Below are 19,922 nucleotides of genomic sequence, written 5' to 3'. Positions count from 1 at the left end.
ATCGCCTTCCGCGCCGCAGCCGCAGCGCTTGCAGAGTGAGCATTTATGCCTCAATTTTTTATCGATAGACCGATTTTTGCCTGGGTAGTCGCGCTGGCGATCGCGCTGGCCGGCCTGATGGCCATCCCCAACATGCCCGTGGCGCAGTATCCTCAGGTGGCGCCGCCGCAGATCAATGTCACGGCTTCGTACCCCGGCGCTTCGGCCCAGGACGTCGCGACCTCGGTCACCAGTGTCATCGAGAACCAGCTCAACGGCGCCAAGGGGCTGCTGTATTACGAATCCGTCAGCGACTCCTACGGGCAATCGCAGATTACGGCGACCTTCCGCCCCGGCATCGATCCCGACCTGGCCCAGGTCGACGTGCAGAACCGCATCTCCAACGTCACCTCCAGCCTGCCGGCCGCGGTGGTGCAGCAAGGCCTGAAGGTCGCGCAGACCAACCCCGGCTTCCTGATGGTGGTCACGGTCTCGTCCAAGGACGGCTCGCTGGACCAGGCGGCATTGGCCGACTACATCACCCGCAACATCCAGAATCCGATTTCCCGCGTGTCCGGGGTGGGCAACTTCCAGTTGTTCGCCGCCCCGCGCGCCATGCGCATCTGGATCGACCCCGACAAGCTGGCGGGCTACAAGCTCAGCATGGCGCAGGTCCAGTCCGCCATCGCTTCGCAGAACGTGCTGATCTCGGGCGGCATCATAGGGTCGCCGCCCAATCCGTCCACGCAGCGCGTGACCGCGCCCATCCTAGTCAATGGCCAGCTTTCGACGGTCAAGGATTTCGGCGCCATCGTGCTGCGCTCCAATGTCGACGGCTCCAGTGTGCGCCTGCGCGACGTGGCGCGCATCGAAGTGGGGGCCGATAACTACCAGTTCGGCGCACGCCTCAACGGCAAGCCCACGGCGGCCTTCGCCCTGTCGCTCACGCCCGACGCCAATGCGTTGGCCACTGCGGTGGCCGTGCGGGCCGAACTGCAGAATCTCTCGAAATACTTCCCCGACAACATCACCTACAGCATTCCCTACGACACCTCGCCTTACGTTAAGCTGTCCATCGAGCAAGTGCTGGAAACGCTGCTCGAGGCCATGGTGCTGGTGTTCGTGGTGATGTTCGTGTTCCTGCAGAACGTGCGCTATACGCTGATCCCGGCGCTGGTGGTGCCGGTGGCCATGCTGGGCGCGTTTGCGGTGATGCTGGCGCTGGGCTTCTCCATCAACGTGCTGACCATGTTCGCCATGGTGCTGGCCATCGGGATATTGGTCGACGATGCCATTGTGGTGGTCGAGAACGTCGAACGTATCATGGTCGAGGAGGGCCTGTCGCCCAAGGAGGCGACCAAGAAGGCCATGCCGCAAATTACCGGGGCCATCGTCGGCATCACGCTGGTGCTGACCACGGTGTTCCTGCCGCTGGCCTTCATGAGCGGTTCCGTGGGCGTGATCTACCGCCAGTTCTCGGTGGCCATGGCGATATCCATCCTGTTCTCGGCCTTCCTGGCGCTGAGCTTCACGCCGGCCTTGTGCTCGACGCTGCTCAAGCCCATACCGAAAGGCCACCACGAGGGCAAGAGAGGGTTCTTCGGCTGGTTCAACCGAGGCTTCGAGCGCACCACCAAGGGCTACGAGGGCTGGGTAGGCCGCAGCCTGAAGCGCGGCGGCCGCATGATGCTGGTCTACCTGGTGATCATCATAGCCCTGGGCTGGATCTATCTGCGCCTGCCTTCTTCCTTCCTGCCCGTCGAAGACCAGGGCTATATCGCGGTCAACATGGAACTGCCGGCCGGCTCGACCGCCAATCGCACGCTCGAAATCATCGAGAAGGTCGAAGACTACTTCAGGAAGCAGCCGCAGACGGCCAATATGATCACCGTGCAGGGCTTCAGCTTCAACGGCAACGGCCTGAATTCGGCGATCGCCTTCGTCACGCTCAAGGACTTCAAAGACCGCAAGGGCGCGGCCAATTCCGCGCAGGCGGTCGCCAGCCGGGCCACCCAGAACCTGTTGTTCGGCCTGCCCGATTCCATGGTGTTCGCGGTGGTGCCGCCCGCCATCTCGTCGCTGGGCAATGCCTCGGGCTTCGACATGCGCCTGGAAGACCGCGGCGGCGCTGGCCACAACGCCCTGATGGCGGCAGCGCAAGAGCTGCTGCAAATGGCCGCCAAGGATCCGGCGCTTTCGCAGACGCACATCACCGGCCTGGGGCCGGGCCCGCAGTTGCTGCTGTCCATAGACCGCAGCAAGGCCGCGGCGCTGGGCGTGAGCTTCGGCGAGGCCGCCAATGTGATTTCGGCGGCCATAGGCTCGGCCTACGTCGCCAAGTTCACCAATATGGGCTGGGTGCAGAACGTGTGGGTGCAGGCCGATGCCAAGCATCGCATGAACATCGACGACATCATGAAGCTCAACGCCATCAACGACCAGGGCACGATGGTGCCGCTGTCCTCGTTCGTGACGGCCAAATGGACCCAGGGTCCCGTGCAGGTGGTGCGCTACAACAGCTATGAATCGATCCGCATAGGCGGTTCGGCCGCGCCGGGCTACTCGACCGGCCAGGCCATGGCCCACTTGCAAGACCTGGTGGCCAAGCTGCCGCAGGGCTTCGCCTACGAATGGACCGGCTTGTCCTACCAGGAACAGCAGGCCGGCAGCCAGTCCGGCATCCTGCTCGGCCTGGCCATGCTGGTGGTATTCATGGTGCTGGCCGCCCTGTATGAAAGCTGGGCCATCCCCTTGTCGGTGATGCTGGCGGTTCCGCTCGGGATGCTGGGCGCCGTGGCGCTGATCTATCTCATGGGTATGTCCAACGATGTGTATTTCCAGGTGGGCATGGTCACGGTCATAGGCCTGGCGGCCAAGAACGCGATCCTGATCGTGGAATTCGCCAAGGACATGTACGCCGAAGGCAATAGCCTCATCGATTCCACCATCGAGGCGGCGCGGCTGCGTTTCCGGCCCATCCTGATGACCTCGTTCGCCTTCATCCTGGGGGTAGTGCCCCTGGCCATCGCCACCGGGGCCGGCGCAGCCAGCCAGAACGCGGTCGGCCTGGGCGTGCTGGGCGGCATGCTGGCGGCCACGCCGCTGGCCGTGCTGTTCGTGCCGACCTTCTTTGTGGTGGTCCTGGGCCTGTTCAAGACCAAACCCAGGGTGCTGGGCACGCATGCGGCGCACACGCCGCCGCCGCATCCCGAACTGCAAGGCGGCGCGGCGCCATCGCCAGATGCCTCGCACTCCTCGAACGGGGATCAAGCATGAGTTCGCGCTCCTTCCTATACGCGGGCGCGGCGGGCGCCGCGGCACTGATGCTGGCCGGATGCTCGCTGGCTCCCGACTACCAGCGTCCCGCTGCGCCGGTGGCGCAGCAGTATCCCGATCTGCAGCAGGCTGCGGCCGGGGCAGGGCGGGAAGGTACGCTCAGCGTCAGCTCGGCGGCCCCGCAAGTCGCGCACGCCGCGGATCTCGGCTGGCGCCAGTTCTTCCGCGACCCGCGCCTGCAGGCGCTGATAGGCATTGCGCTCGAGAACAATCGCGACCTGCGCATCGCCGTGCAGAACGTGCTGGCCGCGCGGGCCCAGTACGGCATCCAGGCCGCCGAACGCCTGCCCACCATAGGCATACAGGGCACCAGCACCATCACCAGCAATTCCGAGTCGGTGACTCAGAACAACGGCGCCTCCACGCGCATGAGCCGTTCGCTGCAGGTGGGCGTCGGCCTCTCGGCCTTCGAGCTGGACTTCTTCGGCCGCATCAAGAACCTGACCAAGGCCGCCTACGAACAATACCTGGCCACGCAAGAGGCGCAGCGCACCGTGCAGATCACCCTGATCGGCCAGGTGGCGCAGGCGTACTTCAACCTGCGCAGCGCCGAGCAGCAGGCCGGCTTGCTGCGCAAGACCCTGGAATCGCGCCAGCATACGTATGACCTGGTGCAGTCCATGTTCAACAACGGCGTGTCTTCCGCGCTGGACGTAAGCCAGGCCAAGGCGCAGCTCGACGATGCGCGTTCCAATCTCGAGGCCACGCTGCGCACGCAATCGCAGGCCCGCAATGCCTTGCAGCTCGTGCTGGGCGGGCCCATGCCGGCGGACTTGCCGGCGGGCGCCGTGTTCGGCAGGGACCAGGTCCTGGCGGCGGTGCCGGTGGGGCTGCCGTCCGACTTGCTCGAGCGCCGGCCCGACATCATCGAGGCCGAGCACAGCCTGAAGGCGGCCGACGCGAATATCGGTGTGGCGCGGGCGCAATTCTTCCCGAACATTTCGATCACCGGCATGCTCGGTTTGGCCAGCCCCGCGTTGAGCGGCCTGTTCCAGTCGGGCAACAATATGTGGACATTCTCGCCCACGATCACCCAGCCGCTGTTCGCCGGCGGCAGCCTGGGCGGTAATCTCGACCTGGCCAAGGCCAACCAGAAGATCGCCGTGGCGCAGTACGAGAAGTCCATACAGACTGCCTTCCGCGAAGTGGCCGACGCGCTGGCCGGCGAGGCGACGTACTCCAACCAGCTCGATGCCTTGCGTTCGGAACAGGCCGCGTCGCAGCAGGCCCTGGACCTGGCCCAGGTGCGCTACAAGAGCGGCGTGGACAGCTTCCTGCAGGTGCAGACCGCCGCCGTGAATCTATATGCGGTGCAAAGCGCCTTCCTGCAGGCCGGACTGGATTCGCTGGTCAATCGCGTAAACCTGTACAAGGCGCTGGGCGGCGGCTGGCTCGAGAACAGCGGCGCCGCCAACCGGGCCGCGCAGAACCCTGCGGGCCAGGCCGGCGCGCCGGCCGCGGCCGCGCCGCAAAAGGCGTCGGCCTCGTGATGCTATGCTAGCGTGGTGTCCCGGGCCGCGGCTGCGTTTCTGCAACGAAACCAAGGCTCGGGTATTGACGCATTGAGGTGCCAAGGCGCCCAGGCGCAGCGGCGCCCGCAGGAACAAAGATGGAACTAGGTGTAAATATCGATCACGTGGCGACGCTGCGCCAACAGCGACTGACCACTTATCCCGACCCGCTCGAAGCAGCCTTGCGCGCCGAAGACGCGGGAGCCGACCTGATCACCCTGCACTTGCGGGAAGACCGGCGCCACATCCAGGACGCCGACGTCTGGGCCATACGCGCCGGCCTGCGCACGCGCATGAACCTGGAATGCGCCATCACGCCGGAAATGCTCGCCATCGCTTGCGAGGTCAAGCCCGACGACGTCTGCCTGGTGCCCGAGAAGCGCGCCGAGCTCACCACCGAAGGCGGCCTGGACGTGCTCACGCACTTGGACGCAGTGCGCCATGCCGTGGCCATGCTGGGCGACGCAGGGATCCGGGTTTCGCTGTTCATCGATGCCGACGCGCAGCAGATCGAGGCCGCGCACGGTGTGGGCGCCCAGGTCATCGAGCTGCACACCGGCGCATACGCCGATGCGGCCGACGCCCCGACCGCCGCCCGCGAACTGGAAAGAATACGCAGCGGCATCGCCCAGGGCCTGGCCCTGGGCCTGCGGGTCAATGCCGGCCACGGCCTGCATTACGGCAATGTGCAAGCCGTGGCTGAGCTGCCCGGCCTGTCCGAGCTGAACATCGGCCACGCCATCGTGGCCCGCGCCGTCTTCGACGGCTGGGAAAAGGCGGTGCGGGACATGAAGGCTTTACTGGTAGCCGCCTGTCGCCCCTGACGGCTGTGCACGCGGGGTGATGACTGCGTTGCTTCGCCTTGCCGTACTATTCGTACTGTCTGCGGCTTCGCGCCTTGTCCTCCCCCCGCGTGCACAGCCGTACGATCGTGCGGGGCGGCGACTGCGTTGCTTCGCCTCGCCGTACTATTCGTACTGTCTGCGGCTTTGCGCCTTGTCCTTTCGCCGCGCGCACAGCCGTATGATCATGCGGGGCGATGACAGCATTGCTTCATCTTGCCGCCTTTGCGCAAAACCCCATGAATAGGATAGCTGCATGTCCATGTCTCCCATCGATTATCTGCTGACGCGCCGTTCGGTGAAGTTCGTGCGCGCCCCGGGCCCGAGTGCCGAGCACCTGGACCTGATACTGAGGGCCGCGATGACGGCTCCCGACCACGGGCGTCTGCAACCCTGGCGCTTTGCGCTGATCCGCGGCGAGGCGATAGGCCGCCTGGCCGACCTGGCCATCGAAGCCAGCAAGGTGGCGGGCAAGCCCATGCCCCCGGAAAAAGAAGCCAATACGCGCCGCTGGCTGGCGGAAGTGCCGCTGCTGATTGCGCTGGCCTGCAGGCTGGATCATTCGAACACCAAGATACCCGAAGACGAGCGCATGCTGGCCACGGGCGCGGCGGTGACCCAGATGCTCGATGCAGCCCACATGCTGGGCTATGGGGCATACTGGAGCACGGGCCTGGGCACGTATGTGGACCAAGTGAACGAAGCCCTGGGCTTCGATGGCCTCGATTACCGATACATGGGCTACCTGGCGATAGGCACTCCCATCGAGGCCGGCGAGGCGCCGCAGCGCCCCGACTACCGGCAGTTCGTTACCGAGTGGACCGGCAACTGACGCGGTCGTCCTGCAATCCTTCGAGGATGGGGCAGTCGGGCCGCTGGTCTCCGTGGCAATGATCGGCCAGGCTTTTCAGCGTGGCCGCCATTTCCTTGAGCATTTCCGCCTTGTGCTCGAGTTCGGCGATATGTGATTCGGCCAGTTGCTTGACTTCGGCGCTGGCGCGCGACTTGTCGCGCCAAAGCGCCATCAGCGCCGCCACTTGCTTGAGCGGGAAACCCAGTTCGCGCGCGCGCCGTATGAAGCCCAGTTCGTGCAGGTCTTTGTCGCCGTACTGGCGATAGCCCGAAGCGCTGCGGCTGCTCGGTTCCAGCAGGCCTATGCTTTCGTAATAGCGGATCATCTTGGCGGAAACCCCGCTGCGGGCGGCCGCCTGGCCAATGTTCATGTCGATGTCCTGGCGCAAGCCTAGCCTTGGCCCTGGCCGGGCGCGAGGCTGGGCTTGTAGCCCTCGGCCTGTATGGCGGCCAGCAGGGCGGCCGCGTCGGGCGCGCCCTCGACCGTGACCCGGTGGGTATCGACCTGCGCCGCCACGACTGCCCCGGGCGCCACGCGCTGCACCGCCGCCGTGATGGTCTTGATGCAGTGCCCGCAGGTCATGTCGGGTATCAGGAATTCAGTCTTCGTATTCATGGTTGTCTCGGTGTCCTTGCGTTTCCCTAGGATTTGACTGCAGTGTAAGCCTTCCCATAATGGGAGAGTCAAGCGGCTGTGGAAGTTTCCCGGGCACTGGCGCGGACGTTGCGGCGGGCTGGTAGTTTTATTTTCTGACTTCTTTCTGAATTTAATATTACATCTGGCTGAACAAAAATGTTGCTATCTTGCAGCTAAAACTCGATATTTGCTCTCAAACTACGATTTCAATCCGTCCCTGGAAAAATATATTGAGAAATCATTTAAAGATACCAATAATAACGATTCTCATTAATAAACAATTAAACCCGTTACCCGGATGCGCGTAAAGACGCTTCCGGACGCATCCGGCAGGGCTGGCCCTGCTGTCATGCCTGCCCGCCGCTGGGTGGCGCTCTCTCTTCTAAATGAGGGTCTGCGCCGCCAGGCCGGCCGGGTGTGCAATGGCCGCGCGCGGGTTTGATATACAGGGAATCCTCATGTTCAAGCTGAATCCACTGGCCGGCGCCTGCATGGCTGCGCTGGCCCTCCCCGTGCCCGTCCCGGTCCTGGCGCAGACGGCGCCGGCGCGGGACGCGAGTCCGCCGGCCCAAGGGCAGCCGGGACAGGCACCGGGCGTGGCGCAGCTGCCGGCGGTGAATGTGTATGGGCTGCAGCCGGAGCAGTCCGGGTTCCAATCCGAAAAATCCAGCGTCGGCGCGAAGGTGCCTGCCGACCCGATGGATATACCGCAGGCTGTCGTCTCGGTGAACAAACAGTTGCTGCAGTCGCAGGGCGCGACATCCTTCCAGGACGCGCTGCGCAATGTGCCGGGCATTACCCTTGGCGCCGCCGAAGGCGGGCAGATCGGCAACAACATCAATTTGCGCGGTTTCACTGCGCGCACCGACATCTATCTGGATGGCTTCCGGGATCGGGGCCAATACTACCGCGATACCTTCGACCTGGAATCGATCGATGTGCTGTACGGCCCGTCTTCCCTGTATTTCGGGCGCGGCTCTACGGGCGGGGTGATCAACCAGGTGAGCAAGCAGGCGAACCTCAAGCAGGCAGCCTCGGTTTCGGCCACGGTGGGCACCGACGATCACTATCGGGCGAGCTTCGACGTGAACCAGCCGCTGTCAGACACTGCGGCGTTGCGCCTGAACGGCTTCGGGCAGGACATCGGCAGCACGCGCGATGTGATGACGAACAAAGACTATGGCTTTGCGCCGACGCTGCGCATGGGCATAGGCACGCCGACCGAGGTCACGCTATCGGCGCTGATCCAGCACAACCGCGATCAGCCCGACTATGGCGTGCCGGCGCTCAACGGCCGGCCAGCTGCGGTGGACAAGTCGAAATTCTACGGTTTCACCGACGACCGTACGGTACAGGACGTGCAGACGTTCTCGGCGCGTGTGGTGCACCACTTCGACGATGGCGTCACGCTGCGCAACCAGACGCAATACAGCCACTATGGCACCGACGCCCGCGAGACCAATCCGGCCAGTGTATTGACCGGGCCTTCCATCAAGTCACCAGCCCTGTCCAACGGCAACTACACCTCGCTGCCCATGTCGCAGCTATACGTCAAGCTGGCGAGCAAGGACCGGACCATCAACGATCATTCCTTCTACAACTCTACGGATGTCGAGGGCAAGTTCGGGCAAGGCTGGCTGAAGCAAGACGTGATTGCGGGCGTGGACGTGGGCCACGAAACCTACAGCAACCAGAGCTATACCTCGACGGCGCCCGGCATGCCCAGCGGCACCCTGGGCATTGTTTCGCTGGCCGATCCGGCATACACGGGCAGGCTTGCCGGCACGACCACGGTAGCCGGCAATCGCGCGGATTCCACCGCGGATTCACTGGGCCTGTATTTGAACGATACGGTATCGCTGGGCGAACATTGGAAGCTGGTGGGCGGCGTGCGCTGGGACCGCTATGACGCATCGATCGACAACAGCACGACGGCGCCGGCGCATTTTTCGCAAACCAGCACCTACACCAGCGTGCGCGGCGGCGTGATCTACCAGCCCGCCGACTGGCAGTCCTATTATGTGTCGTACGGCACCTCGTTCGACCCGTCCCTCGAGGCGCTGACGCTGTCTCGCGGCCAGACGCAGCCGCTCGAGCCCGCCACCAGCGAGTCGTTCGAGATCGGCAGCAAGTGGGCGCTGCTGGGCGGCAATCTGTCCGTGACCCAGTCGCTGTTCCAGATCAACCAGAAGAACGCGGCCATCATGGATATCGATGGCAATTACACGTCGGAGGGCAAGACCCGGGTGCGAGGCTACCAGGTCGGCGTGGCCGGCCAGATCACCAAGAAATGGCAGGTTTATGGCGGCTACACGTATCTGGACAGCGAGATCCGCAAGGCCTTCGATGGCACCGAGGGCAACGCGGTGGCGAACACGCCGCGCAATACCCTGACGCTGTGGACCACTTACAAAGTGGCGCCGCACTGGGAGATAGGCGGCGGGCCGACCTATATGTCTTCGCGCTACGCCGCCAACAACGATGTGGTGAAGGTGCCGGGCTATACGCGCTGGGATGCGATGGTCGCCTACCACGCGGCCAAGTACGACATACGGCTAAATGCCCTGAATCTGACCGACAAACAGTATTATGACGGCATCATTCAATCCGACGGTGGACGAGCGGTGCCGGGCATAGGCCGCACCTTCCTTGCCACGCTCGACTATCGGTTCTGAACCAGTCCCAGGCAAGGCCTCGCAATGATTGTTTCCATTCCCGATGTGCTCGACCAGCAGGCCGTGGCGGCCGTGCGCGCCAGGCTGGAGCAGGGCGGCGATGCCTGGGTCGACGGCCGGGCCACGGCCGGCTACACCGGCGCGCCGGTCAAGGATAACCAGCAGATCGCGGAGGGTTCGCCGCTGGCGCGCGAACTGGGCGACCTAGTGCTGGGCGCGCTCGAGCGCAACCCTTTGTTCATCAGCGCGGTGCTGCCCAATCGGGCGTATCCGCCGCTGTTCAATCGCTATGCCGGCGGCCAGCATTTCGGCAGCCACGTGGACGGCGCCATACGCCTGACGCCCGGCCAGGGCCTGAGGGTGCGCACCGACGTGTCCGTGACGCTGTTTCTTACGCCTCCCGAGGACTATGACGGCGGCGAGCTGGTGATCGAGGACACTTACGGCGCGCACCCCGTCAAGCTGCCGGCGGGCCATGCCGTCGTCTATCCGGGCACCAGCCTGCACCATGTGCGGCCGGTGACGCGCGGCACGCGCCTGGCGAGTTTTTTCTGGGTGCAGAGCCTGGTGCGCTCGGACGAACAGCGCACGCTGCTGTTCGAGATGGACGATGCGATCCGGCGCCTGGGCGCGACCAATGGCGATGCTCAGGCGCGGCGCAGCCTGGTGGCCTGTTATCACAACCTGTTGCGTATCTGGAGCGATACGTAGCGCAGGCATCAGCCCGCCGGCGCCTTGCCGGTTTGCGCCAGCAGGGTCTGCAGGCTGCGGGTGAGCGCCGGCACCGACTCGCTGTCGGCGGCCAGCAGGCGGGCGCGGCCCTGCGAATCGAAGATATAGATGCCGCGGCTGTGCGACACCTCGTAGTTGTCGCCCTGGCCCGGCTTGGGCTTTTCTATCTGGTAGGACACACGGTAGCGGCGCGCCACGTCGGCAATCTGCTTTTCGGTGCCGGTCAGGCCGATGGCGTGCTTGTCGAAGGCGTCTACATAGGCCTGCAGCTTGTCGGGGGTGTCGCGGTGCGGGTCGACGCTGACGAAAAGGATACGCACGTTCTTGGCCTCGGGCCCGAGCTCGTGCATCACTTGCGAGAGCTGCACCATGGTGGTCGGACAGATGTCGGGGCAACTGGCATAGCCGAAGAACAGCACCACGGTCTTGCCCTTGAAGTTCGCCTGTGTGATCGTCTTGTTGCCGGCGCCCTCCAGCGTGAAATGCAGGTCGGGCAGAAAGCCGCGCACGTTGTGGATGGCGCTGTCGGCGGCACAGGCCATGCCGGCAAAACCCAGCATGGCGATCAGTAGCAAGCTGCGCAACTGGCGCAGACCGGGAATATTCATGACTGAGGCCTGATTACATTAAAAAAGGCGTTGCGCTGGGCAGCGCCACCGGACGATCGCGCCGGCCTGGGGGCTGGCCCGGAACGGACACCGGGCATGGCGCGGGCCGGCGGGCGCCATGCAGCCCTGGGGGCTGCCGTTCCGATTATAGGCCGGTGCTGCCCATGCCGTTATGGCGCAGCAGCGCCTCCATGCTCGGGTCGCGTCCCCGGAAAGCGCGGAACGATTCGGCCGCGGGGCGCGAGCCGCCCACCGCCAGGATCTCCTTGCGGAAGCGCCGGCCGGTTTCCGGGTCCAGCGTGTTGCGCGTGCCGTCGGCATCGCGGCCGGCATGCTCCTCGAACAGCGCATAGGCGTCGGCCGACAGCACCTCGGCCCACTTGTAGCTGTAATAGCCCGCGCCGTAGCCGCCGGCGAACAGGTGCGAGAAATTATGCGGGAAGCGCTGCCAGGACGGCGGCATCAGCACCGCGACTTCCTTGCGGACCTGGTCCAGCACTTCCAGCACGCCGCGGATGTCGAGCGCGGCGCCGCGCCCGTGGATCAGCATGTCGAACAGCGAGAATTCGATCTGGCGCACCGTCTGCATGCCGCTCTGGAAATTGCGCGCCGCCAGCAGCTTGTCGTAGAGCGCGCGCGGCAGCGGTTCGCCGGTCTGAACGTGCGCGGACAGCGAGCGCAGCACCGACCATTCCCAGCAGAAATTCTCCATGAATTGCGAGGGCAGCTCGATGGCGTCCCATTCGACGCTGGCAAAGGCCGCGGCGGCGGGATCGTCGACCTCGGACAGCAGGGTATGCAAGGCATGCCCGCTTTCGTGGAAGAGGGTGATGACGTCATCGTGGGTCAGCAGCGCCGGCTTGCCGTCCTGCGGTGCCGAGAAATTGCAAGTCAGGTAGGCGATGGGCGTGCGCAGGCGCGAGCCGGCCCGGCGCCGGCTGCGCTCGCTGTCGACCCAGGCGCCGCTTTGTTTGCCGGTGCGGGCGTACAGGTCCATGAGCAGATGCCCCAGCAGCTCGCCTTGCGGGGTTTCTATGCGCAGGGCGTGGGCGTCCGGGTGCCATAGCGGCATGGGGCAGGGCAGCACGCGCACTCCGAACAGCGTTTCGATCATTCCGCACAAGCCCTGCAGAACGCGCGGCTCGGTGAAGTAGGGCTTGAGCGTTTCTTCGGAATACGCATAGCGTTCTTCGCGCAGGCGTTCGCTGGCATAGGGCACGTCCCACATTTCCAGCGTTTGCAGCCCCAGGTTCTGCGCGGCGAATTCGCGCAGTTCCACCAGGTCGCGCTCGGCATAGGGCCGCGCCCGCGCCGCCAATTCGCGCAGGAAATCCAGCACCTGGACGGAACTTTCCGCCATGCGGGTCTGCAGCTTCAGCTCGGCGTAGTCGGCATAGCCCAGCAGTTCCGCCTGCTGGACGCGCAGTTGCAGCAATTGTTCGATCAGCGGCGAGTTGTCGAGCGCCGGGTCGCCGCTCTGTTCCGAAGCCAGGGTGGCGTATGCCCGGTACATGGTCTCGCGCAAGGTGCGGTCGCGGGCATGCTGCATCACCGGCAGGTAGCAGGGCATCTTCAGGCTCAGCTTCCAGCCGGCCAGGCCGTCGTCGCGGGCGGCCTTGTGCGCCGCCTGCCGCACGTCCTCGGGCACGCCGGCCAGCCTGGCCTCGTCCTCGATGTGCAAGGACCATTGGTCCGTGGCGTCGAGCACGTTTTCCGAGAACTTTTGCGATGCCTGGGCTTCTTGTTCGGAAATCTGCGCGTAGCGTTCGCGGTCCGCGCCCTGGAGCTGCACGCCGCTCAGGCGGAAGTCGCGCAAGGCCAGCTCGACGATGCGCTGGCGGGTTGCGGACAACTTGCGAAAGCCGGCGCCGTCGCGCAGGCGCTGGTATTGCGCGTACAAGCCAGTGTGCAGCCCGAGCCAGGTGGAGAATTCCGTGACCAGCGGCAGGCATTCGTTATAGGCTTCGCGCAATTCGGCGGTATTGACCACGGCATTCAGGTGGCCGGCGATCGACCAGGCGCGCCAGAGCTGCTCGCCGGCGTCTTCGACCGGCTCGACCAGATTGTCCCAGGCAGGTTCGAGCGCCGGGTCGGCGGCCCGTTCCACGGCCGCCCGCGCGGTGGCGATGAATGAGCTTATGGCCGGCACGATGTGCGCGGGCTGGACGGCGGCATAGTCGACCGGCGCATCGGCCGGGACCATCAGGGGATTGGATGTCAGGGGCATGGCGTATTGCGGTTGGCATGGACTGGCGGCGCCGGGGGGAGGCCGGTGCCGCCAGTCCGTTTGCTTGGTTCAGGGCGTTGATATCGATCTAATAGTATTGACCGCAGGGCATGGGCCAAAGTTCAAATCGGGCGCCCGGCCGGCGGGAACGTCAATGTTGCAGGCTGCGCTCGGCGGCTTCCAGGGTATTGACCAGCAGCATGGCTATGGTCATGGGGCCTACGCCGCCGGGCACGGGCGTGATCGCGCCGGCGACACGGCGCGCGGACTCGAAGTCGACGTCGCCGACCAGCTTGCCGTCGGCATTGCGGTTGATGCCCACGTCTATCACGGTGGCGCCGGGCTTGATCATGTCGCCGGTGACGATGCCGGGCTTGCCGGTGGCCACCACCAGCACGTCGGCGCGGCGCGTCTGGGTGCCCAGGTCGCGGGTCTTGGAATTGCACAGCGTGACGGTGGCGCCGGCGGCCAGCAGCAGCATGGCCATGGGCTTGCCGACGATGTTGCTGGCGCCCACCACGACCGCCTCGGCGCCGCGCAGGGCGACCTGCTCGGATTCCAGGATCTTCATGATGCCGTAGGGCGTGCAGGGCCGGAACAGCGGCTTGCCGGTCATCAGCAGGCCGGCATTGCTGACGTGGAAGCCGTCCACGTCCTTGTCGGCGGCGATGGTTTCTATGACCTTGGCCGCGTCCATGTGCGGCGGCAGCGGCAGTTGCACCAGGATGCCGTGCACGGCGGGGTCGCGGTTGAGCTCTTGCACGACTTCGAGCAGCGCCTGCTCGGAAATGTCGGCCGCCAGGCGCAGTACGCGCGAATGCAGCCCGGCTTTTTCGCAGGCCGCCGCCTTGTTGCGCACATACACCTGCGAGGCCGGATTGTCGCCGACCAGTACGACGGCCAGGCCCGGCACGACGCCGCGCGCGGCCAGTTCGCGCGCACGCCGGGCCACGTCGGCGCGGATCGACTCGGACAGGGCCTTGCCGTCTATGATGCGTCCCAGCCCGGAGTCTTGCCCGCCTGGTGCGCGCTGTGCGTCTTGCCGATCGGAAAGGCCGCTGCTTGCGGCCGGTGCAGCGGACGAGCTCATACGGTTCCCTCGGCCTTGGCCAGGGCGATCTTCATGAGGTCGGCGACGGTGGTCACTTCGAGTTTCTCCATGATGTTGGCGCGGTGGGCTTCCACCGTCTTGATGCTGATGTTGAGGTCGCCGGCGATCTGCTTGTTCAGGCGCCCGGCGACGATGCGTTCGAGCACTTGCTGCTCGCGCGTGGTCAGGCGGCTGAGCACCGCCTGGTGGCTTTTCTGGGCCTGGGCCTGGCTGACGCGCTCGCTGGCCTGCTGCAGCATATTGGCGACGATGGTGCGCAAGTCGGTTTCATTGAAGGGTTTTTCCAGGAAGTCGACGGCGCCTTTCTTCATGGTCGAAACCGCCATCGGCACGTCGCCGTGGCCGGTGATGAACACGATGGGCAGGGGGGCCCGGCGCGCCATCAGTTCTTCCTGCAGTTCCAGCCCGCTCATGCCGGGCATGCGCACGTCGGCGATCAGCACCCCGACCTGGTCCGGGTCGTAGGCGTTGAGGAATTCCTCCGCGGCGCCGAAACTGCGTACGCGGTAGCCGTTGGCTTCGAGCAGCCAGCGCAGGGAATCGCGCACCGCCTCGTCGTCATCGACGATGTATATGGTGCCGGGGGCTTGGGGTGTAGTCATGCATGCAACTCCTGGGAATGCTCGGCCGTGCTCGGCGCTTGTGGCGCGGCGCAGGGCAGGGTGAAGCGGAAAATCGTACCGCCTTCGGGGTTGGCTGCCGCCCAGAGGCGGCCGTGATGGGATTCTATGATGGTGCGGCAGATGTTCAGGCCCATGCCCAGCCCTTCGGACTTGGTGCTGTAGAAAGGCTCGAACAGCCGCTCGGGATCGCGCAGGCCGTGGCCGCGGTCGATGACCGCGATCTCGACCAGCGGGTGCGCGTCGGTGACCACCACGCGCAGGACGCGATGCTCGCTTTTTTCCATGGCCTCGATGCCGTTCTTGAGCAGATTCAATAATACCTGCTCGATCAGGATCGGGTCGGCCATGACTGCGGGCATGGCCTCGGGCAGGCGCTTTTCGATCGCCACCTGGCGCTTGCGGGCATCGATCTCGGCAAAGCCTATCGCGTTATCCAGTATCTGGGTGACCGGCACGGACTGGCGGCGCGGCTCGCTGCGCTTGACGAATTCACGGATGCGGCTGATGATTTTTCCGGCGCGCTCGGCCTGGTTGGCGGCTTTTTCGAGGGCGCCCAGCAGTATCTCGGGCTGGATGTTGCCGGCCTTGATCATCGCCACCGCGCCCATGCTGTAGTTGGTGATCGCGGTCAGCGGCTGGTTCAGTTCGTGGGCCAGGGACGAGGCCATCTCGCCCATGGTGGTCAGGCGGCTGGTGAGCTGGATTTTCTCTTGCTGCACGCGCGAGGCCTCTTCGTGCTTGCGGCGCTCGGTGATGTCGCGCGCCACCTGCATGCGCACGCGGCGTCCGTCGGTCCAGGCCAGTATGCGGTGATGCACTTCGAACCAGCGCTGCGCCGACTCGGAAAAGACTTCCACGGTTTCATCGGTGAAGCGGCCCAGGCGCCCGCCCAGCAATTCGCCGTGGCCGTTGGACTGCGCGCCGAAGAAGCGCCGGTAGGTGCGGTTGGCGAACAGCAGCTCCAGCCCGTCGGGAGTGTCAGCCACCACCGAGATGGCGTCGTCCAGGCCTTCCAGCACGGTCATGAAGCGCTCGTGCGCAGCAGTGAGCGCCTCGCGGATGCGCTTGGGCTCGGTGATGTCGGTCATGGATGTCATCCAGCCGATCTGTTCGCCGTTCGGGTCGCGCAGGGGCGAGACATACATGCGCGCGGTGAAGCGCGAGCCGTCGCGGCGCTGCGCCTCGACCTCCAGCCCGCTGCTGGGAGTGCGCCCCGCCAGCAAGATATCGAGGGTTTCCTGGTGTTGCGCGTGGCGCCCCGGCAGCCAGTAGGGGAAGGGCGTGGTGCGGCCGATCAGGTCGGCCTCGTTCCAGCCTATCATGCGGCAGAACGCCGGGTTGACGTAGGCGATGCGCCCCTGCATGTCGAAGACCCGCATGCCGGTGGACATGGAGTTTTCCATGGCGCGCCGGAAGCCCGTCTCGGCGATGAGCGCGGCTTCGGCCCGGGTGCGGTAGCGCGTGTAGCGCCACAGCGCGAGCAGGCTCAGCACGATCACGCAGGACAGCGCGATCACCACCATGATGAGCCGCTGCTGGCGGGTTTCCTGGTCGATGGTGACGAACATCACGCTGTCGTTGTGCAGCCGCTGCAGCCAGATGAAGGCGCCCATCACGCACAGATACAGCACCAGCACGATGACCGGCGTCAGCCAGTAGAAGCCGCGCCGGTTGCCCTTGGCCTGATCGTAGAACGTCGTGGGAATAAGAGTTTTCTTGGATGGACTTGCCATAAGCCGTGTAGGGTGCCTGGCTGCGATAGGCTCGTAGCCGCCATGGCGCATCCCTGGCGGGCCGCCGGCGGCGATTTGATTTAATTGGCCAGCCTTATTTTAGTCTGTGGCGGCAAAATAGGGGCGGTAGAGCGGCGCCAGCAATGTTTTTCGCATTATGAAAATTAATACCATAAAGTGAAATTTAGCTTGCCTGTGCCTGGACTCTTTCCTAGAATAGCTGAGATACATCGGTTGTACAGGCGCGCGGCCATCGAATACCCGCCGCCTTTCATTTCAGCGCAATCGGAACGGCTGATCGCCGTAACGAATCATGGCAAGCATCCAAGGAGACCCCCGCATGTCCTCGTCCGATCAAGTCCAAGCAAGCACCGAGGTCCCCGACGACGCGGCGCTGGAAACACAGGAATGGCTCGAAGCCCTGGCCGCCGTGCTCGACCGCGAAGGGCCGCAGCGGGCCCACGACCTGCTCGAACGGCTGGTCGACCTGGCGCGCCGTTCCGGCGCCCACATTCCGTTTTCGCCCAATACTGCCTATGTGAACACCATTCCGCCGTCGCTGGAACCGCCGCACCCCGGCAATCTGGCGCTGGAAGAACGCATCCGTTCGTACATACGCTGGAACGCCATGGCCATGGTGGTCAAGGCCAATAACCATCACCCCGCCGATGGCGGCGACCTGGGCGGCCACATCGCCTCCTTTGCCTCGCTGGCCACCATGATCGAATGCGGCCAGAACCATTTCTGGCACGCCGAAAGCCAGGAACACGGCGGCGACCTGGTCTACTTCCAGGGCCACTCCTCGCCGGGCATGTACGGCCGCGCCTATCTCGAAGGCCGCCTCAGCGACGAGCAGCTCGACAATTTCCGCCAGGAAGTCGGCGGCAAGGGCCTGTCTTCGTATCCGCACCCCAAGCTGATGCCCGAGTTCTGGCAGTTTCCCACGGTGTCCATGGGCCTGGGCCCCTTGATGGCGATCTACCAGGCGCGCTTCCTCAAGTACCTGCACGCGCGCGGCCTGGCCGACACCAGCAAGCGCAAGGTCTGGGTATTCTGCGGCGACGGCGAAATGGACGAACCCGAATCGCTGGGCGCGATCAGCCTGGCCTCGCGCGAGAAGCTCGACAACCTCATTTTCGTCATCAACTGCAATCTGCAGCGCCTGGACGGCCCGGTGCGCGGCAACGGCAAGATCATCCAGGAACTCGAAGGCGACTTCCGCGGCAGCGGCTGGAACGTCATCAAGCTGATCTGGGGCGGCTACTGGGATCCTCTGCTGGCGCACGACAAAGAAGGCATCCTGCGCCGCGTCATGGAAGAAACCGTCGACGGCGAATACCAGGCATACAAGGCCAACGACGGCGCCTTCGTGCGCAAATACTTCTTCGGCAAGGACCCCAGGCTGCTGGAAATGGTCAGCCGCATGAGCGACGACGACATCTGGCGCCTGAATCGCGGCGGCCACGACCCGCACAAGGTATACGCGGCTTTCGACGCGGCTTCCCGGCACGAAGGCCAGCCCACCGTGATCCTGGCCAAGACCATCAAGGGTTACGGCATGGGGCAGGTCGGCCAGGCCAAGAACCCCACCCACCAGCAGAAAAAGCTGAACATGGAATCGGTGCGCGAATTCCGCGACCGTTTCAATATCCCGGTGCCAGACGACAAGCTCGATGAAATCCCGTATTTCCGTCCGGCCGCGGATTCGCCCGAAATGAAGTACCTGCAAGAGCGCCGCGAGGCCCTGGGCGGCTATCTGCCGCATCGCCGCGCGCGCGCCGACGAGCACTTGCACGCACCCAAGCTGGAAGCCTTCAAGGCGGTGCTGGAACCCACCGCCGAAGGGCGCGAGATCTCCACGACGCAGGCCTTCGTGCGCGTGCTCAACCAGATCCTGCGCGACAAGGAACTGGCGCCGCGCGTGGTGCCCATCCTGTCCGACGAATCGCGCACCTTCGGCATGGAAGGCCTGTTCCGCCAGATCGGCATCTATGCGCCGGAAGGGCAGAAGTACACGCCGGTCGATAAAGACCAGGTGATGTACTACCGCGAGACGGCCGACGGCCAACTGCTGCAGGAAGGCATCAACGAGGCGGGGGCGTTCAGTTCCTGGATAGCGGCGGCGACGTCGTATTCCACGAACAACCGCATCATGATTCCCTTCTATATCTATTACTCGATGTTCGGGTTCCAGCGCGTCGGCGACCTGGCCTGGGCCGCCGGCGACATGCAGGCCCGCGGCTTCCTGCTGGGCGGCACGGCCGGGCGCACCACGCTCAACGGCGAGGGCCTGCAGCACGAAGACGGGCATAGCCATATCCAGGCTTCGCTCATCCCCAATTGCGTGGCCTACGATCCGACCTTCGCGCATGAACTCGCCGTCATCATGCAGGACGGGTTGCGCCGCATGGTCGAGAACCAGGAAAACGTCTACTACTACATTACCGTCATGAACGAGAACTATCCCCAGCCGGGCCTGAAGCCTGGCGACGAAGAGGGGATAGTGCGCGGCATGTACAAGCTCAAGTCTGTGGGCAAGGGCAAGCTGCGGGTGCAGCTGATGGGCTCGGGAACCATCCTGCGCGAGGTGCTGGAAGCCCAGACCCTGCTGGAGCAGGACTGGGGCGTGGGCTCCGACGTCTGGAGCGTCACCAGCTTCACTGAACTGCGCCGCGACGGCATCGACTGCGAGCGTCACCAGATGCTCAATCCCCTGGACAAAAAGGCGCCGCTGCCCTATGTCACCCGGCAGTTGCAGGACACCAAGGGTCCGGTCGTGGTCTCTACCGACTACATCAAGGCTTTCGGCGACCAGATCCGGCCGTACATACCCAAGGATCGCGGCTTCAAGGTACTGGGCACCGATGGCTTCGGGCGCTCCGATTTCCGCTACCGGCTGCGCGAGCACTTCGAGATAAACCGCCATTTCGTGGTGGTGGCGGCGCTCAAGGCGCTGGCCGACGAAGGCGCCGTGCCGCAGGAAAAAGTCGCCGAGGCGATTGCGAAGTACGACATCGACGTCAACAAAGCGAACCCGCAACACGCCTGAGGAACAG

General features: G+C 64.7%; 14 protein-coding genes. 7 read left to right on the top strand and 7 right to left on the bottom strand.

Going from position 1 to position 19,922, the window contains the following annotated elements:
- Positions 1 to 45 precede the first annotated feature (45 nt).
- The 4 genes from KVP10_RS01995 to KVP10_RS01980 all read left to right on the top strand — a co-directional run bounded on the left by KVP10_RS01995 (position 46) and on the right by KVP10_RS01980 (position 6,500).
- The gene (locus KVP10_RS01995; protein ID WP_217962787.1) at positions 46 to 3,255 is read left to right on the top strand and encodes an efflux RND transporter permease subunit; all 3,210 of its coding nucleotides are present in this window, start codon (positions 46 to 48) and stop codon (positions 3,253 to 3,255) included.
- A complete protein-coding gene (locus KVP10_RS01990) occupies positions 3,252 to 4,805 on the top strand; it encodes an efflux transporter outer membrane subunit (RefSeq protein ID WP_217962786.1) in 1,554 nt (517 codons plus the stop codon). The genes KVP10_RS01995 and KVP10_RS01990 overlap by 4 nt, the downstream gene beginning before the upstream one ends.
- 119 nt (positions 4,806 to 4,924) lie before the next feature.
- Entirely contained in the window at positions 4,925 to 5,650 is a 726-nt protein-coding gene (locus KVP10_RS01985) for a pyridoxine 5'-phosphate synthase (protein ID WP_217962785.1), read from the top strand.
- Between the two features lie 274 nt (positions 5,651 to 5,924).
- The gene (locus KVP10_RS01980; RefSeq protein WP_217962784.1) at positions 5,925 to 6,500 is read left to right on the top strand and encodes a nitroreductase family protein; all 576 of its coding nucleotides are present in this window, start codon (positions 5,925 to 5,927) and stop codon (positions 6,498 to 6,500) included.
- Here the strand turns inward: KVP10_RS01980 and cueR are convergent.
- A complete protein-coding gene (cueR, locus tag KVP10_RS01975) occupies positions 6,478 to 6,891 on the bottom strand; it encodes a Cu(I)-responsive transcriptional regulator (protein ID WP_217962783.1) in 414 nt (137 codons plus the stop codon). The two genes, KVP10_RS01980 and cueR, sit on opposite strands and share 23 nt — an antisense overlap.
- A gap of 20 nt (positions 6,892 to 6,911) precedes the next feature.
- The gene (locus KVP10_RS01970; RefSeq protein ID WP_217962782.1) at positions 6,912 to 7,136 is read right to left on the bottom strand and encodes a heavy-metal-associated domain-containing protein; all 225 of its coding nucleotides are present in this window, start codon (positions 7,134 to 7,136) and stop codon (positions 6,912 to 6,914) included.
- Between the two features lie 479 nt (positions 7,137 to 7,615).
- On the opposite strand from KVP10_RS01970, the gene KVP10_RS01965 reads away from it, so the two are divergent.
- Together KVP10_RS01965 and KVP10_RS01960 are read left to right on the top strand one after the other, a co-directional pair.
- The gene (locus tag KVP10_RS01965; RefSeq protein WP_217962781.1) at positions 7,616 to 9,832 is read left to right on the top strand and encodes a TonB-dependent receptor; all 2,217 of its coding nucleotides are present in this window, start codon (positions 7,616 to 7,618) and stop codon (positions 9,830 to 9,832) included.
- A 24-nt stretch (positions 9,833 to 9,856) separates the two neighbouring features.
- Positions 9,857 to 10,543 (top strand): Fe2+-dependent dioxygenase, encoded by a 687-nt coding sequence (locus KVP10_RS01960; protein ID WP_217962780.1) that lies wholly within the window; start codon positions 9,857 to 9,859, stop codon positions 10,541 to 10,543.
- An 8-nt stretch (positions 10,544 to 10,551) separates the two neighbouring features.
- Here the strand turns inward: KVP10_RS01960 and KVP10_RS01955 are convergent, their stop codons facing one another.
- From KVP10_RS01955 to KVP10_RS01935, 5 genes are all read right to left on the bottom strand, one after another.
- On the bottom strand, positions 10,552 to 11,172 hold the full coding sequence (locus tag KVP10_RS01955) for an SCO family protein (RefSeq protein ID WP_217962779.1): 621 nt from the start codon (positions 11,170 to 11,172) through the stop codon (positions 10,552 to 10,554).
- 145 nt (positions 11,173 to 11,317) lie between these two features.
- Positions 11,318 to 13,399, bottom strand: a complete 2,082-nt coding sequence (locus KVP10_RS01950) for a M3 family metallopeptidase (protein WP_217962778.1) — start codon at positions 13,397 to 13,399, stop codon at positions 11,318 to 11,320.
- 151 nt (positions 13,400 to 13,550) lie between these two features.
- On the bottom strand, positions 13,551 to 14,489 hold the full coding sequence (gene folD, locus KVP10_RS01945) for a bifunctional methylenetetrahydrofolate dehydrogenase/methenyltetrahydrofolate cyclohydrolase FolD (protein ID WP_217962777.1): 939 nt from the start codon (positions 14,487 to 14,489) through the stop codon (positions 13,551 to 13,553).
- Positions 14,486 to 15,112 (bottom strand): response regulator transcription factor, encoded by a 627-nt coding sequence (locus KVP10_RS01940; protein ID WP_217962776.1) that lies wholly within the window; start codon positions 15,110 to 15,112, stop codon positions 14,486 to 14,488. The genes folD and KVP10_RS01940 overlap by 4 nt, the downstream gene beginning before the upstream one ends.
- Complete coding sequence (locus KVP10_RS01935) at positions 15,109 to 16,866, bottom strand: PAS domain-containing sensor histidine kinase (RefSeq protein WP_217962775.1); 1,758 nt, start codon at positions 16,864 to 16,866, stop codon at positions 15,109 to 15,111. Before KVP10_RS01935 ends, KVP10_RS01940 begins: the two co-directional genes overlap by 4 nt.
- Before the next feature lie 340 nt (positions 16,867 to 17,206).
- Here KVP10_RS01935 and aceE point away from each other — a divergent pair, with 340 nt between their 5' ends.
- Entirely contained in the window at positions 17,207 to 19,915 is a 2,709-nt protein-coding gene (gene aceE / locus KVP10_RS01930; protein ID WP_217962774.1) for a pyruvate dehydrogenase (acetyl-transferring), homodimeric type, read from the top strand.
- Positions 19,916 to 19,922 lie beyond the last annotated feature (7 nt).

This window comes from Candidimonas humi (assembly GCF_019166065.1).
Lineage (GTDB): Bacteria > Pseudomonadota > Gammaproteobacteria > Burkholderiales > Burkholderiaceae_B > Candidimonas > Candidimonas humi.
This window is presented reverse-complemented; position numbering and strand designations above follow the sequence as displayed.

Bases quoted from the DNA above. Each gene is read 5' to 3' on its own strand.
- KVP10_RS01995 (WP_217962787.1), top strand. From the start codon at position 46: ATGCCTCAATTTTTTATCGATAGACCGATTTTTGCCTGGGTAGTCGCG.
- KVP10_RS01990 (WP_217962786.1), top strand. From the start codon at position 3,252: ATGAGTTCGCGCTCCTTCCTATACGCGGGCGCGGCGGGCGCCGCGGCA.
- KVP10_RS01985 (WP_217962785.1), top strand. From the start codon at position 4,925: ATGGAACTAGGTGTAAATATCGATCACGTGGCGACGCTGCGCCAACAG.
- KVP10_RS01980 (WP_217962784.1), top strand. From the start codon at position 5,925: ATGTCCATGTCTCCCATCGATTATCTGCTGACGCGCCGTTCGGTGAAG.
- cueR (WP_217962783.1), bottom strand. From the start codon at position 6,891: ATGAACATTGGCCAGGCGGCCGCCCGCAGCGGGGTTTCCGCCAAGATG.
- KVP10_RS01970 (WP_217962782.1), bottom strand. From the start codon at position 7,136: ATGAATACGAAGACTGAATTCCTGATACCCGACATGACCTGCGGGCAC.
- KVP10_RS01965 (WP_217962781.1), top strand. From the start codon at position 7,616: ATGTTCAAGCTGAATCCACTGGCCGGCGCCTGCATGGCTGCGCTGGCC.
- KVP10_RS01960 (WP_217962780.1), top strand. From the start codon at position 9,857: ATGATTGTTTCCATTCCCGATGTGCTCGACCAGCAGGCCGTGGCGGCC.
- KVP10_RS01955 (WP_217962779.1), bottom strand. From the start codon at position 11,172: ATGAATATTCCCGGTCTGCGCCAGTTGCGCAGCTTGCTACTGATCGCC.
- KVP10_RS01950 (WP_217962778.1), bottom strand. From the start codon at position 13,399: ATGCCCCTGACATCCAATCCCCTGATGGTCCCGGCCGATGCGCCGGTC.
- folD (WP_217962777.1), bottom strand. From the start codon at position 14,489: ATGAGCTCGTCCGCTGCACCGGCCGCAAGCAGCGGCCTTTCCGATCGG.
- KVP10_RS01940 (WP_217962776.1), bottom strand. From the start codon at position 15,112: ATGACTACACCCCAAGCCCCCGGCACCATATACATCGTCGATGACGAC.
- KVP10_RS01935 (WP_217962775.1), bottom strand. From the start codon at position 16,866: ATGGCAAGTCCATCCAAGAAAACTCTTATTCCCACGACGTTCTACGAT.
- aceE (WP_217962774.1), top strand. From the start codon at position 17,207: ATGTCCTCGTCCGATCAAGTCCAAGCAAGCACCGAGGTCCCCGACGAC.